The following is a 14641-nucleotide window of genomic DNA, read 5'->3' on the forward strand; positions in this document are numbered from 1 at the left end:
ATATTCCCAGCGTCCTGAACAAATGCCCCGTTCTGAAACCATGCCATATTTACCAGCGCTATTTAATAATCAGATAGTCACTATCACATTAGATAAAAATACAGGTAAATTTTATGAGCAAGATGAGCATGTCAGAAATCTATTCTGAACCAGAGGCCTATGGCTTACCACGCAAAGGTATAACACTTAATAATAAGGAAGCTGCGTTGGTGGTAGTCGATCCACAGATCGATTTTTTAAGCCCTCAGGGTATTGGCTGGGAGGTTTTCAAAGACAGCATTATTGAAAATAATACCGTAGAAAATCTCGAGACGTTATTCAAAATGGCAAAAGAAGCACAAATGCCTGTTTTTGTCTCTCCGCATTATTACTTTCCGCACGACCATAAATGGCAATCTACCGCACCGGGAGAAACATTTATGCACGGCACTGGAATGTTCAATCGTAAAGGTCCACTGACAATGGAAAATTTTGAAAATTCCGGCGCAGACTTTTTACCGCAGTTTAAGCCATATATTTATGATGGCGAAACGGTCATTGCCTCACCGCATAAGATTTTCGGACCAGAGACCAACGACCTGGTACTGCAATTAAGAAAACGCGGTGTCTCACAGGTCATTCTCGCCGGTATGGCTGCCAATCTGTGTATTGAATCCCATATGCGTGAATTGATTGAGCAAGGTTTTGAAGTTGTCGTCGTTAAAGATGCGACAGCGGGTCCGCGCATTCCGGAAGGTGACGGTTATCTCGCCGCTCTAACCAACTACCGCATCATTGCCAATGATTTATGGGACACCGACACCACGGTTGAAAAGGTAAAGGCAGCAGCTAAGTAATAGCTATGAGTACGGTTACCGAGGGTAATTGTATGTACAACATCGCTTATCCATTAGCCATCAAAATAAATTTCATTAAGCGCGGAGCTTTTCCATGAATCTTAAGTTAAAGGTTATTTCGGCATGTATTTTACTTTCCATGTCAGTTTCAGCTACTCAGGTATTGGCCGCTGCCAATACAAATGAGACAACTTACTTAGTTAACCGTGGTGATCCACAATTAAAGGTCAACGGCAAATATATCGATCAGATCATTGCTGAGGTAATGGCGAAAAATAATCTGCCGGGTTTATCCATGGCGATTGTTCAGGCGCCTTATATTCCGCGCTCAGCGGGATACGGTCTGGCAACAGCAGCCAATGATGAGCTTGCTTCCACCAAAACCATGTGGGGAATTGGCCCTATCACGCAAGCTTTTACTGCAGTCGCAGTAATGCAACTTGTAGAGCAAGGCAAATTGGATCTGAATACTCCTGTGAGTGTTTATTTGCCTGGCCTACCGGAAAGCTGGCATAACATTACGATTCTGGAATTAATGCAGCACTCATCCGGGATCCCTGATTTCAGATCTTTCGGCTATAAACAAGAGCAAAAATATACACCTGCGCAGCTGGTTGATCTTGTTAAAGATAAACCGCTCGAATTTAAAAACGGCACGGATATCAACTCCAGCGCAACTGACTTTATCCTGCTAGGTATGGCTATCGAGAAAGTCAGCGGAATGAGTTACGTGGACTTCGTCAACAAATACCAAATTGCGCCGTTAGGTCTGCAAAGCACCATGTTCGCAAAAGACATGCCAACGAAAGCATTCCTTGATCGCCCGACGCCTGATAAGCAACATAATCAGCATTCGAAATTTAAGTCAGAAATTGACTGGATCAACCCTGTTGAGCCTGCAACAGGTTACGTCGCAGCGGGTGACAAACTGGCGCCTGTCAGCGCGATCGCCACTGATAATCTGTACGCCTATGGTGGTCTGTGGTCGTCAGCGGAAGACATCAGTAAGTGGGATATCGGTCTTGCCGGCAGCACGCTGGTTAAAGACAAAAAGCTGCGCGACATTATCTATAGCCCGGCAAAACTGAAAAATGGCAAAGTCGTGCCTGCCATGGCAGGCTGGGAATTTACCCGCCATCCTGGTTTTCTGGAAATCAAAGGAACCACAGGTGGATTTAGTGCCTATCTGAGTCGTTTTACCGCCGGTGATGAACTGGTTTGCGTGACAATGCTGACCAACAAAGAAGGCGTAGACATGACTCAGGTGGCTCGTGATATCGCTGAAGCCTATAAAATCGGGCTGGGTTCTGGGTTAAATTCAGAGAAGATCAAAAACCAGGAAAGTAAATTCTCTGTCGATGAAACGGTCTCCCGACTGAAAGCCATTCTGAAAAGCGAAGGCGTTCCGGTATTCACTGAAATTGATCACGAGAAAAATGCCGAGGGCGCGGGAATGAACCTGAGGCCAACGAAAGTCCTGGTATTTGGTAACCCTAAAGTCGGCACAAAACTGATGCAGGATAAACAGGGTGTCGCGCTGGATCTGCCGTTACGTGTCTCCGTATGGCAGGATAAGATCGGGCGAGTTTGGGTCGGTTATGAAAACCTGGATGACGTAGCAAAAACCTACGATCTTCAGGACAAGCAGACCATTGATAAGATTGACAACTTTATGACTAAGCTGGTCAGTCGGGCTGTTGATGCTTATATCCAGTAACGGGATATAGCACTCCAGCCTTCTCATGCTGCGGGACCGTTAAAGCTCCCGCAGCGTGTCAGCGCCAGCTTAATAGCGGGCTAAACGCCTCGCGGCCCACCAAGGCCCGAAGCGCAGGTAGATGACAGTTACGCGCCAGAAGCGGAGGTACGGCAAAAATAATGTCGCCGGAGAGCATCACATTCTCAAGTTGTCCCCATAGGTACCAGCCGGTTTCAACGCCACTGTCAGGGACGCGCAAATGCAAATGCCATCCCTCCTGCGGCTCATCCGCAATCCCCAGCCACTGGCTAAATCGGGGGATTTCAGGCACAACCTGAGTCACTAACGAGCACACACCAACCTGGTTTGCCGGTATATACAACGTTAGCGCTCCCAAAGTAATACGTACCGCCGCCAAATTAGTGGGAGCCGTCATAACCGCTGGTCTCCTGATAACGCTCAAAGACCAGATTCAGATCGAGCAGCGTGTACCAGGTTTCCATCACGTTAACCACCCCCACAGCGATGCTTTGTAACGCCGGGGGCAACGAATCTCCTGGCAAATGAATTTGGCTTTCGGCGACTTCCAACACATCAATCAATTTATCTATCAGGATCCCACTTTGCATTTTCTCGGCGCATCCAATCAGAATAGTGCGCTTACCTGCCGAATTAACGGTAGGTTTATCGATCAGGCTGTCCAGTCTCATCACCGATTCCACCCGTCCACGATAGTTGATGACCCCTTCAAGCATTGGCGCACAACAGGGAACCCAGGAGATCGGGCGCTCAGCAAGGATCTCTTTAATTTGCGCCCCATAGAAGGCAAAATTTTTACCCGCCAGTTGAAATAACACCAGCGTGCGCTGGGGTTCATCAACGTTTTCACACTCCGGTTTTTCACCATGGTTCAGCGCAAGCATCTGCTCCAGCTGTTGGCTCATATTGACTCCTTTTACTCGGCAATGCAGAAAGTGTTACGGCCATTTTGCTTCGCGGCATACAGCGCCTGATCGGCACGCTCGCGCAGCGTTTCAATCCGATCGCCAAACTGCCACTGGGCAATGCCCGCGCTGAAGGTACTGTGAAAACTGGCGTCGTTAACGGAAAACGTGACCTGCTCGTAATCCCTGCGCAATCGTTCGACCACGCGCGCAGCCTTGTCACTGCTGGTGTTGGGCATAATGATGACAAACTCTTCACCACCGTAACGGCCAACGATATCGGTGCTGCGTAATCGATGGGAGAACAACTGCGAAATACCGACAATTACCTGGTCACCGACCGCATGGCCGTAGGTATCGTTAATACTTTTAAAGCGATCCAGGTCCACCATCACCATACAAAACGGGTTGCCGCTGTAGTTCGACTCGGCAATCGCGCTTTTGAGAAAATGGGTGGTCGTTGAGTGGTTATATAACCCGCTCAGACTGTCCTGCGACATACGGGCACGCAGGACGCGCATTCTTTCCGCGCGAATCGATACGGCGCGGATCAGCTCCTCAGGGTCGCTCTGTTTGAGGATAAAATCCTCCGCGCCGATGCTCATTGCTCCCAACTGCGCATGCTTGTTGGTCTCACTGGAGAGATAGGCGATAGGCAGGCCAATATGCTGCGGTATTTGGCGAATCAGTTTTGTCAGTTCCTCACCGCTGAACTCCGGCATGTGGTAATCCATCAACACCAGATCGATCGGCTGCGCATTCAGTACATGCAGTAGATAGTGAGGTTTTTCCAGCACATGCACTTCCATGCCCGCCAAGCGCAGCATCTCCGCGTTGTATTCCGCCACCGCCGGTTCGTCATCGATCAACAATACCTGGTAAGGCTTTTTCAGCGACGGTTGAGTCAGGCGATGAAGTTCCTGGACTAAATCGGTGATAGACGCAGGTTTTACGTAGTAGCCATCGCAGCCAGATTTGATGGCGTTGACGCGGGCATTGAAATCGCTATGACACGAGAGGAACAGCACCGGGAAAGGTTTGCCCACTTTTTGTTTCAGATCCGACATCGCCAGCGGTCCACCGTAGGCGTTGTCCGGAAAGCTAACATCCATAATCACCACGGCGGGCGGTTGCGACAATACGGCCTGAGTGAAATCCTGCGTGTTCGCGAACACATGGCAGGTAAAACCAAAACAGCGCAGTTGGGTCGCGAGAAGCTCGACCTGGTCAATATCATCATCACACAGGTAGATAGGCTTATTGGCCCGCCGAACATATCCCTCTTCCGGGCGCTGCGCGGTGATCGGTAATGTGAACTCCGTATCGCTGATACGATGTTCAAGATTGAGCTGCTCCTGGGTCAGGGTGTACAACCACCTGATGATTCGCCGCAGCTCATCGTAATGCAATGTGCTTTGCTCTGTTTCCGGCTCTGTTAGTAAACGCTCACCTTCTGCTGAGGCATTCGCCAGCGGGCTAAAGCCAAAGGACCCTGCCGAACCGTGAATACTGTGCAGCAGGATATGTAGCTGTTTGCGGCAGGCTTCGCTAGGCTCTGCGACCAGTTGAACGAGTAATCTTTCCGCTTGTGCCAGCATGTCGGGAATTCGGCGTAGAAACCCCTGCCGCAAACGCGCTATTTTTTCCTGCGCTGCCGCCATCGCTATATGCTTATTTTCTTGTTTCATCAGACACGTAGGCTTATTCAGTTAATCGCAGATGGTTGCAGTAGCGCATTGACAGCAGCCCCCAGATTTTCCGCGAGGTTTTCATCTTTTTTCACCCAACGGTCGTACAGAGCGTCGCTGCCCGTTACTTCATTGGCACTCAGTAAAATAAAAGGCTTAGCCCAATCCTGAGCGCGTAACAGCGCCAGCAAATCCAACCCACTGATCTCTGGCATATGCAAATCGCTAATCACCAGGTCGATGCTGTTATCCGAGTCCAGGCATGCCAGGGCGGAAATCGCGCTTTCCACAATCACCACATCGTAGCCGTCCATTTGCAAAAATATGGATGCCAGTTCAGCCGCAAAAAGATCATCATCAACTAATAAAATTCGCATTTTCTCTCTCGATTTTGCGCCATCAGCACAAAAGCATTTTTAATGTTTTTATCAAACTGTCCTGCTCAAAATCGCCCTTGGCGATGTAGGCATCCGCGCCCACCTGAATCCCCCGTCGCCGGTCCTCTTCCTTCGCGCGGGACGTCACGATGATGATTGGCGTATGCTGGTAGTTTTTCTCCCCACGCAACGATTTGGTGAAGGTAAAACCATCCATAAACGGCATTTCGACATCCGTCAGTACGGCATCAAACTGGGTCAGTTTCGCTTTTTGCAGCCCCGACAGCCCGTCTTCTGCCAGTGTCACCTGATAGCCGTGCGCTTCCAGCACGTTCTTTTCTATCTCACGGGTATTCAATGAGTCATCGACCACCAGCACATGCCATGCATCCTGCGTTACGCTCGTGGCGGGCGCTGGTGTACTGGTTTGCCGCGATTGTTGCGCCATCGCCATCAGCGCGGGAACGTGCAGGATGCTGACCAGTTGGTTATCCGGTGTTTGTACCATCCCGGAGACCAGCGACTGCTGCTGCATATGCTTCGGTAACGGTTTAATCATCATCTTGCGTTCATCGAGCAGCTTATCCACCTGCAGCGCCATTTTGCTGTACTGGTTCTGCACCACGATTAATCGCTGTCCAGGCGTTGAAAAGCTGCTCTGGCGTTCATGAATGCCCAGCAAGCTGCCTACGCAAACCACCGGGATAAACTCGTTATGCAAGATAATGGCAGGACGTCCGGCGATATCGCTGATCCCCTGAGCAGTGCATTCCACTACCTCAACCACATACTGCGCAGCCAGTCCAAACAGGTGTCCCTGCTCTTCAAATTGCAGAATCCGCATCATGGTTAACGAAACAGGCAACCGCAGGTTAAAGCTGGTTCCGACTCCCGGGCGGCTATAAACCTGCAAATCGCCTTGCAGGTCTGTCACCACCGTTTTGCGCACCACATCAAGACCAACGCCGCGACCAGAAAGCTCGGAGACGATCTTGCTGGTCGAAAAGCCGGGATGAAAAATCAGCTCATTACATTCCTGCTCGGAGAGCTGCCCGGCCATTGAAGCAGGAACCAGACCTTTACTGACCGCCTTCGCGCTGATGGCCTCATAGTTCAGACCACGGCCATCATCTTCGATACGCAGTAATATCCCGCTGCCGTCCTGCTGAGTAGTGATGGTAATCGTGCCGCGAGTGGATTTACCGAGCGCCAGACGTTCGTCGATCTCACCAATCCCGTGATCGACGGCATTACGCAGTAGATGCGTCAGCGACTCCGAAAGCCGATCAATGAGCTGGCGGTCGATTTCCACTTCTCCGCCAACAAAGCGGCACACCACCTGCTTGTTCAGTGTGGAAGCCAGTTCGCTGACCTGCAGTGAAATGGGTTCAAACAACGTTGAAAGTGGCAGCATACGGATCCGCGCCGCCACATCGTATAGTTCAAACATCTGCAAATGCTGGAGCTGAACGCTTTCTTTTAACTGGGCGCTAAAGTCGTGGATCTGCTGGCGAAGCTGTTCAGCGCTTAATCCCGGTAACCGTGGTACCAGTTGGCTCAGGTTTTGTATCTGCTGTTCCAGGCGATCGTGTCCGGCGAGCACCTCCCCCAGAATGTCGATCAGACCATCGAGCTTATTCAGCTTTACCCGAACGAAATCCGCCTGCTTAATACCGGCATCCATGCTGGCTGGCGTCGCGGGCGCAGGGACTACCGGTTTTTCTGTTACCCCGGCAGTTTCGACAGCCAGCGTGATATCCTCTCCCCGACTGGCGCGGGCAAGGCGTTCGCACAGCCCGGCATCCGCCGGTGGCAACTGATTATCCCCTTCGCTGACAAAAAGCTGGGTAAGCTGACCAGAAAGGTACTCCACAGACTCATGGATCAGATTGCCCAGCGCCCTGTCCGGCGTCAGTTTGTTATCACGTAGTTCACTCAATACATCTTCAAGATGATGCGTGACATCGGCAATGCTTTGCAGCTTCAGCATCCGCGCGCCCCCTTTCAGGGTATGCGCAGCGCGAAACATCTCACCTATCCAGGCGTCGGTATGTTCATCAGCGGAGAGGAGAAACGCCCCTTCGCTGATCGTCTGCAAATGACCTCTCCCTTCATCAATAAAGCGCAGAACGAATTTTTTCAGATCGATAGCCATAATCGCTCTTATTAGCCACTTTGATGGGCGAATTGCGCCAGTTGATGTTCACACAGGAAACGAAACGTATTGCCAGGAAATACCATTGGCAAACGCAGACGACAAACCGATGACGGATTGTTTATCTCGTCGTTCAGTAACTGCATCACCACACGATAAGTCCGTTGAGCAGGCTGGTATAACTCGCTTTGCCGGTACATTTCAGCCAGATAATAGTGTGCAGGCCAGTAGCCGGGTTCCTGATAAACCACCTGCTTGAACCAGGCGATGGCCTGCTGGGTCTGGTGTTGCCACATCATCGCCAGGCCGAGCAGCATTTTGGCCTCTGCCGACCACTCATCCTGGGCGAGGATCTGCTGTGCGTTTCCGGCTGTTTGAGAAAATTCACGCTGCTCGAGGGCAATAACGCCCTGGATCAGCAGCGCATCCTGATTACGGGGATCGTCACGTAATACACAGGCGATACACTTTTCAGCTTCAGAAAAACATTTTTCATCAAGGCTGGCGCGTGCTTTCTTCAGCCAGTCATTACTCTGCTGCGCCGTGGGCACCAGAGGAACCTGTTCAACCACCGCTCTCGACTGCGGAATGCGCACCGCAACTCTGGAGACAGGCACAACCCTTGCCGCTTCACTATGGTGGCAAAAATAGAAAATCCCCTCTTCCTGCTCCAGCTTCAGAATGTCGAAATTGTTAGCCAGCGTTTCCGCATTGCCAAAAAATAAGGCTCCCTGCGGTTGCAACATCTTCAGCAAATTACTGTGCAGCTCGCGACGCGTTGGCGTATCAAAATAGATGGACACATTGCGCAGCAAAATGATGTCCACTTCCGGCAGTAACTGTTCTTTTATAATGTTGGTGCGATGGAAGGAGACCTTCTCACGGATCTCATCATGCAGCCGGTAGAGGTTTCCCGAGCGGGTGAAGTAGCGTTGCTGAATACTCGGGTCGACGCCACGAAACGAGTAGCTTGAATAGCAGGCGTTGCGGGCTTTTGCCAGGATTGCCGGGTCAATATCACAGCCGTAAATTTCGATGCGCTGGGCCATCCCGCCGAGGTATTTCTCATGCAGCTTGATCGCCAACGAGTAGGCTTCCTCTCCGGAAGAGCATCCGGCACTCAGAATACGCACCGGGCCGCTGCGCTGTTGCAACAGACGCGGGATCCATTTATCGCAGATTAAATCCAGCGTATCGCTTTCACGGAAAAAATAGGTTTCGTTAATCGTAATCAGCGTGATGAAACTATCAAACTCATTCTGCGAGCTACGCAGTTGTTCATAGTATTCATAGTAATCATTGATTTTTCGCTCGGCCATTCGCCGACCCAGCGCCGTTTTCAGCAATGCTTCCATGGCGTTATCGAAATGCAAACCGACCCGCTCTTTGATCAGGCGCGCATAGTCAGGAAGATTAGGGATCATGGCAATTTACTCTCAACATGCCCGTGGCAAGCCATCGAAAGCAGTACCGCAGCAAGACCATCCAGAGGGATCGTGCGGTGTATTAGTTGCTTGTCGATCGCGTTCTTATTCATACCGAATACCACCGAACTTTCTTCGTCCTGCGCCAGCGTTGTTCCGCCACGGCGGACAATAAGCTCAATGCCGCGGCAGCCATCGCTGCCCATGCCGGTCATAATCAGTCCGACGGCTTTTTCGCGAAACACCTCAGCCACCGACTCCAGCAACAGGTTGCAACTGGGATGGTAAACGTCGCTTTCCTGTCTTGGGATCGCCGCTAAACGCTGGTTGCTTTTGACGATCAGGTGCTGCTCCGGCGGCAATATATACACATACCCCGCTTCCACCCGATCGTCCTCCTGCGCCAGTCGCACCTTCAGATCGGTCACGCTATCCAGCCAATGCACCATATTTTTCGCGAAGCCATCGGCAATATGTTGGGCAATAAGTACCGGGCACGGGAACGTACCGGGTAGATCCTGCAACAGCTTACTGAGCGCCTGCGGCCCGCCCGTCGAACAGGCAATCGCCAGCACAAAGGGCCAGTCCTGTGGCGTTTTTACAACGTCTATCATCGGTCGTGCAGTGGGGATTACCGGTTCGCCTGGATAGCGTAATCCCTTGATATGTCGAATAACTTTCACACCGACCAATAATTCTACTTTACGATGCAAAGCATCCGTTGAGAGTGGTGAATCACTGCTATGGTGCAACACCGCCAACGCACCACGGGAAATGTAGTCATCATCCCATTGATTCTCTGGACAAAATCTCATGACAAGGATCGGGATTGCGCTGGTTGCCATGATCGTTTCCACGATCTCGACGTTATCGACGCTCGAAATATCCAGCGTCAGAATCAGCAGGTCAGGCATCAGCTGTTGCAACAGTCGGATCGCCTGCCTGCGATGGGCTACTTGCCCCACCACCTTAATGTGCGGGTGATCCTCCAGTTGCCTGACCAGCTCATTACGCGATGCGCTGCCCAGGTCGAGGATCAGCACCCGAATGTTGCTGCTATTCATGCATCTGTTTCCGTCAGTGTGAATGAGGACGAAGCCTCTTTCAGCGCTTTCGACAGTTGTGTCATATCCTGACTGACAACCAGAATGTCTTTGATAGATTGCGAGGTATAGTTACTGGCAACAACTATCTCACGCAGCGCCATGACCACCTGATTACTCGCCGTTTTCTGTTGCTGTGTTGAAAGCGATATTTGCAGCGCAGCCGTCGAGGTTTGCTCGGCCGTAACAACGATATCGTTAAGATGTTCAGCACTGACTTTACAGGCTATTGCGCCCGCTTTAATGCTCTCGCCGCCTTTTTCCGCGTTCAGCACCAGACGATTAATCGCGTTTTGGATCTCGCTGATCTTATTTTCAATTTCAACCGTCGATTCCGTCACCGAATCCGCCAGACGACGGATTTCAGCCGCCACAACCGAGAAACGCTTACCGGCTTCCCCGGCGCTGGCAGCTTCGAGCGCTGCGTTAAAGGCGATAAGTTTCGTCTGATCCGCGACGCTGTTAATGATCACCATCACGCGACTGATTTCCGTCGACTTATTACCGAGCATCATGATTTCACGCATGTTTTGCTGATTGTCGGTATCAATATCCGTCATACGCATCAGCAATTGCGACATCGACTCGGAGCCTTTATTGCAGTCCTCGAGCGTCTGGTTGGCAATATCCACAACCGCCCGTGAGTGTTCGGCTATCTGTGTCGATGAGGCAGACAGCTCTTCCATGGTGGAGGTAATTTCAGCTACTGAAGATGAGGTTTCCACGCTGGTTGATGCCTGCCCATCGACCGCTTCGGTAATATGCAAAGATGCCTGATGTACCGAATTTGCATGAGAAACCATACCGCCTACCAACGAGTGCAGACGCTGACGCATCATCTCCACCGCGCTCAGCAGTTCGCCTATCTCATCGTGGTGATCGACCTGAACATCTACCGTTAAGTCACCTTCGGCAATGGTTTGTGCAATCCCCAGGACACGGTTTAATCGCCGCGAGATCAGGAAACGACTGGCCACAGCAATCAGCAGTAAAATGATGGGCAGCAGCAGCGCGGTGAACAGCAGCAGACCGTTACGCACCAGATTGCTGCTCTTGGCGACATCATCAACATAGTTGGTGGTGGCGATTATCCAGTTAATCCCTTCAACGTATTCATAAACGGCAACTTTGGTCTTCGGCAATGCGCCATAACCGCTCACCCAGTTGTAGTAAGTGATGCCATTCTTGTGTTCGAGCATGTCGGCAAACAGCTTAAAACCATTGGCATCGGTAATATTAATTGCCTGCTGGTTGCTCAACGAGGGATGGACCAACATACGACCGGGTTCAAATCCGGCATCCAGCACGTAGGCGTAGCCATCTTTACCAATATGCACATTCAACAAACGCTGAATGATCGGTTGCAAACTCTGTTTGACGTCGAAACCCACCGCGACGGCCCCCACCACCTGACCATATTTGTCAGCAATCGGTTCGTAGTGACTAATAAACTGTTTACCGAACAGTGTGACCACACCGGAAAAGGGTTTATTTTTCAAAAGCAGCGGCAACGCCGGATTATCATGCCCTAGTGCTGTTGCCGTTGCCGTATTGCCTGAACTCGCCAGTAACGTACTGCTGACACGTACAAATTGCTCGCCTTGCAGAATAAACGTACTGGCAAATACGCTGGTTAATTCGGTGAAATGTGAGTTGGTATTCGGGTTGCTCAGCACCGCTTTTAATTCAGTAGAGTCCATATAACGCAGCGGTTTATTGGCAACGTTTTGATAATTATTAATATAAACATTGCTGTAATGTTCCGCATCGCGAGTCACACGCTGAAACTCGTTAGAAATACTGTTGTGGAATATCCGCGTGTTCGTTTTAATCATCTCCAGCGCATTGACCTGCAATTCTCTGGAAAGATAAGACGATAATATAAAAGAGGCGCCAATCAGCAACGTTGCGATACAAACAACCAAAATCATACCGAGCTTCATCGCCACACCGGGATGGATGTTGTGCAGCCAGGACAATAGTCGAGCGCGCGGTCCCTCACTAGTGGTATTCGCCGTTCGATTTTTTACTTTAATAATGTCACTCATGATTTTTATTCTCTACCTGAGAAGAAATTACTCTTTTTTTGGTCATCAGGAGCTAGCGCCCTGTGATTCGAGCGTGAACAGCGGCGTAGGTTTGCCAATGTGATATCCCTGTAACCAGCCCACATTCATTTTTTCCAGACAGGCCTGAATAGTGGCGTTCTCGACAAATTCAGCGACCACCTGCATTTTTTTCATTTCAGCAACGCGGCAAAATGACTCAACGATGTAGTAACTAATTTCACTTTCGGTGATCCGTCGAATAAACGAGCCATCTATTTTCAGGATATCTGCTTCGATGTTCATCAAGCGCGCATGACTCGCAAACCCGGTGCCAAAGTCATCAATTGCCACCCGACATCCCAGCTGACGTATTAAACGTAGCGTTTCCACGGTTTGTTCTTTGTCTGATAACGTATCTGCTTCCGTTATTTCAAAAATAATCCGCTGTGGCTCCACCGCGTAGTCGTGCAGGAGTTGGGTGATCTTCATGACAATATTTGAACGACATACCGTCACCGGTGCCAGGTTAATAGAAAAACAATGCTGCGGGTGGTTACGCATAAATTTGAGGGTATTTTCGATAACCCAGAGATCGATATCCGGTGCCAGCCCCGCATCATGAGCAACCGGCAGGAAACTGTTCGGTGGAATAAATTCACCCCGTTCATTAAGCATACGGATCAATATTTCATGATACGGCGCTTCACCGTGGGTACTAACTATTGGCTGTGCCATCAGGACAAACGCATTGTTATCCAGCGCATTTTGCAGCGCAGTGCGAATTTCTGTTTTATCAACAATGTGGTTGCCAAGGATCCGGCTATGCTGCGCCTCAAGGTTTTCCGGCCTGCCGTTGGTGAGTGATAAACCCGCCACCATGCCCAGTTTCCCCACCAGCTGATAAATGTCATCACTCAGATCGTTAATCAGGCAATAGCCCAAACCACTGCGAAAACCCAATCGATGGTTGTTGTAAAAGAGACGAAAACTGTTGGCGGCCTGATACAGATCGCATAGCCGCTCCCAGGTGCCATTTTCCAGCCGGATGAGCAGATCATAACCCGCGTGGTAATAGACTTTCTCGCTTTTCACCAGATGTCTGCGCAAATGCTCAGCAAGGATCTTCTGGTAGCGGGCGCGGAAATGAAAACCATAGCGACGCGAAAAAAGCTCCAGCTCAGGGATCTGTATCAGACATACGGTCGCGCGTTCAGTGGTAAATAGCTCCGTCTTCAGCGCCCGTAAATTTGCCATGCCTGTCATCGGGTCAGTCAGCCCCAGCAGCAGCGCTTGGTTAAAGCGCTGACGGGTAAATTTTGCCAGTACCCCCATGATCACAATGGTGAGTGAAAAGACAAAGATCAACGTCGAAACCAGCGCCTGATGCAGCATGAAGTTAACATCGCTGGCGATATAGCTGTCGTTATGTTTGCCTAAGATGATTAATACGATCGTCCACACCAGCATTGTGAACAAGTGGCCAATCTTGATTGCTCCCCATAACATCAACGGGAATAACAGGATCAGGCTATAGATAGAGAAAAAAACATCCAAATTATCCGGTGATGTTAAGAAAAACATCAGAAAAAACAGCAAGATGCACCAGGACACAACGCCGTAGACGCCGATATTGCCTTTACACTGTTCGGCAATGGCCCGCAGAAAGGTCAACAGGAAAGACGGTCGACGAATGATGCGGTAAATCTTGTAAAATAAAGGGATCCCCGTCAGGCAACCGTTGATGATCCCCTGAATACGTACCAGCATGCCCAGACTCAACGCCGGAATGTTATCCACATCGGGGCGTTGTCCGTGGGCGACAAACATTGCAAAGAGTTTGCTGAACACCAGATACAGCAGGACGTTGTAGCCACAAAGCCAAACCAGGCGATTAAAGCTAATTTTGATGCGACCAAAGCTAACGCAGCTGCGTCTGCCGGTGAATTTGCGGTACGCTGCATAACTTAAGGTCGACGCGATGATCAGGCACAACGCATCTACCCGTTCATTTTGCGGACCGACCACAAACATGACCGTCAGGAACAGAAGAAATCCCGGCAACACCCGAAAACCAAACAAGACCAATGCGGCAGAAAATACGGCTAGCTTGAGATCGTAAACTGTTAAAATAGTATTATTGAGAACGCTGTAACCGTTAAGATATTGTGCCAGCGGGTAAAAAAGGCCAGGTAAGACAAGTGGCAGGCACCATTCCCGAATGTTTTTTATCGTGTTTGAATTTATTATTGCGTCCAAATCAATTTATCCGCTATGCACTATACCAATAGGACTTTAATCCAGACTCGAATGTCACAAACAAATCCTTTTGGGTCAGCCGATGAACCATAGCAAAATTGTCAACATTGA

The 14641-nt window shown here is 50.1% G+C and carries 11 protein-coding genes; 2 read left to right on the top strand and 9 right to left on the bottom strand.

Annotated elements, in window-relative coordinates:
- The first annotated feature begins 113 nt into the window (after nt 1-113).
- Both OGX89_RS00865 and OGX89_RS00870 read left to right on the top strand, forming a co-directional pair.
- Entirely contained in the window at nt 114-836 is a 723-nt protein-coding gene (locus OGX89_RS00865) for a cysteine hydrolase family protein (RefSeq protein ID WP_003825864.1), read from the top strand.
- 94 nt (nt 837-930) lie between these two features.
- Nucleotides 931-2553 (top strand): serine hydrolase, encoded by a 1623-nt coding sequence (locus tag OGX89_RS00870; RefSeq protein WP_003825862.1) that lies wholly within the window; start codon nt 931-933, stop codon nt 2551-2553.
- A gap of 58 nt (nt 2554-2611) precedes the next feature.
- Here OGX89_RS00870 and OGX89_RS00875 read toward each other — a convergent pair whose 3' ends face one another.
- From OGX89_RS00875 to OGX89_RS00915, 9 genes are read right to left on the bottom strand one after another with little or no spacing between them, the layout of a single operon-like run.
- Nucleotides 2612-2971 carry a hypothetical protein gene (locus OGX89_RS00875; RefSeq protein WP_003825861.1) on the bottom strand — a complete coding sequence of 120 codons (360 nt, stop codon included), beginning with the start codon at nt 2969-2971 and terminating at the stop codon, nt 2612-2614.
- Nucleotides 2955-3479, bottom strand: a complete 525-nt coding sequence (locus tag OGX89_RS00880) for a chemotaxis protein CheW (RefSeq protein ID WP_003825859.1) — start codon at nt 3477-3479, stop codon at nt 2955-2957. Before OGX89_RS00880 ends, OGX89_RS00875 begins: the two co-directional genes overlap by 17 nt.
- An 11-nt stretch (nt 3480-3490) precedes the next feature.
- Nucleotides 3491-5167 (bottom strand): diguanylate cyclase, encoded by a 1677-nt coding sequence (locus OGX89_RS00885; protein WP_003825856.1) that lies wholly within the window; start codon nt 5165-5167, stop codon nt 3491-3493.
- A 17-nt stretch (nt 5168-5184) separates the two neighbouring features.
- Nucleotides 5185-5544 carry a response regulator gene (locus OGX89_RS00890; protein ID WP_003825854.1) on the bottom strand — a complete coding sequence of 120 codons (360 nt, stop codon included), beginning with the start codon at nt 5542-5544 and terminating at the stop codon, nt 5185-5187.
- A gap of 22 nt (nt 5545-5566) precedes the next feature.
- Nucleotides 5567-7699 (bottom strand): hybrid sensor histidine kinase/response regulator, encoded by a 2133-nt coding sequence (locus tag OGX89_RS00895; protein ID WP_125112828.1) that lies wholly within the window; start codon nt 7697-7699, stop codon nt 5567-5569.
- Nucleotides 7700-7710: 11 nt separating this feature from the next.
- Nucleotides 7711-9123, bottom strand: a complete 1413-nt coding sequence (locus OGX89_RS00900; protein ID WP_125112829.1) for a CheR family methyltransferase — start codon at nt 9121-9123, stop codon at nt 7711-7713.
- A complete protein-coding gene (locus tag OGX89_RS00905; protein ID WP_003825849.1) occupies nt 9120-10187 on the bottom strand; it encodes a chemotaxis protein CheB in 1068 nt (355 codons plus the stop codon). Before OGX89_RS00905 ends, OGX89_RS00900 begins: the two co-directional genes overlap by 4 nt.
- Entirely contained in the window at nt 10184-12274 is a 2091-nt protein-coding gene (locus OGX89_RS00910) for a methyl-accepting chemotaxis protein (RefSeq protein WP_063940964.1), read from the bottom strand. The genes OGX89_RS00905 and OGX89_RS00910 overlap by 4 nt, the downstream gene beginning before the upstream one ends.
- Before the next feature lie 45 nt (nt 12275-12319).
- Nucleotides 12320-14530, bottom strand: coding sequence for a sensor domain-containing phosphodiesterase (locus OGX89_RS00915; protein WP_003825844.1), 2211 nt, complete (start codon nt 14528-14530; stop codon nt 12320-12322).
- Nucleotides 14531-14641: the final 111 nt, after the last annotated feature.

The sequence above is a fragment of the Citrobacter sp. Cpo103 genome (assembly GCF_030332605.1).
In the GTDB taxonomy this organism is placed as follows: Bacteria; Pseudomonadota; Gammaproteobacteria; order Enterobacterales; family Enterobacteriaceae; genus Citrobacter; species Citrobacter portucalensis.

What these genes read in the sequence shown, in the direction of transcription:
- OGX89_RS00880 (WP_003825859.1), bottom strand. Translation starts at nt 3,479, where the DNA reads ATGAGCCAACAGCTGGAGCAGATGCTTGCGCTGAACCATGGTGAAAAA.
- OGX89_RS00865 (WP_003825864.1), top strand. Translation starts at nt 114, where the DNA reads ATGAGCAAGATGAGCATGTCAGAAATCTATTCTGAACCAGAGGCCTAT.
- OGX89_RS00895 (WP_125112828.1), bottom strand. Translation starts at nt 7,699, where the DNA reads ATGGCTATCGATCTGAAAAAATTCGTTCTGCGCTTTATTGATGAAGGG.
- OGX89_RS00900 (WP_125112829.1), bottom strand. Translation starts at nt 9,123, where the DNA reads ATGATCCCTAATCTTCCTGACTATGCGCGCCTGATCAAAGAGCGGGTC.
- OGX89_RS00885 (WP_003825856.1), bottom strand. Translation starts at nt 5,167, where the DNA reads ATGAAACAAGAAAATAAGCATATAGCGATGGCGGCAGCGCAGGAAAAA.
- OGX89_RS00875 (WP_003825861.1), bottom strand. Translation starts at nt 2,971, where the DNA reads ATGACGGCTCCCACTAATTTGGCGGCGGTACGTATTACTTTGGGAGCG.
- OGX89_RS00870 (WP_003825862.1), top strand. Translation starts at nt 931, where the DNA reads ATGAATCTTAAGTTAAAGGTTATTTCGGCATGTATTTTACTTTCCATG.
- OGX89_RS00910 (WP_063940964.1), bottom strand. Translation starts at nt 12,274, where the DNA reads ATGAGTGACATTATTAAAGTAAAAAATCGAACGGCGAATACCACTAGT.
- OGX89_RS00890 (WP_003825854.1), bottom strand. Translation starts at nt 5,544, where the DNA reads ATGCGAATTTTATTAGTTGATGATGATCTTTTTGCGGCTGAACTGGCA.
- OGX89_RS00905 (WP_003825849.1), bottom strand. Translation starts at nt 10,187, where the DNA reads ATGAATAGCAGCAACATTCGGGTGCTGATCCTCGACCTGGGCAGCGCA.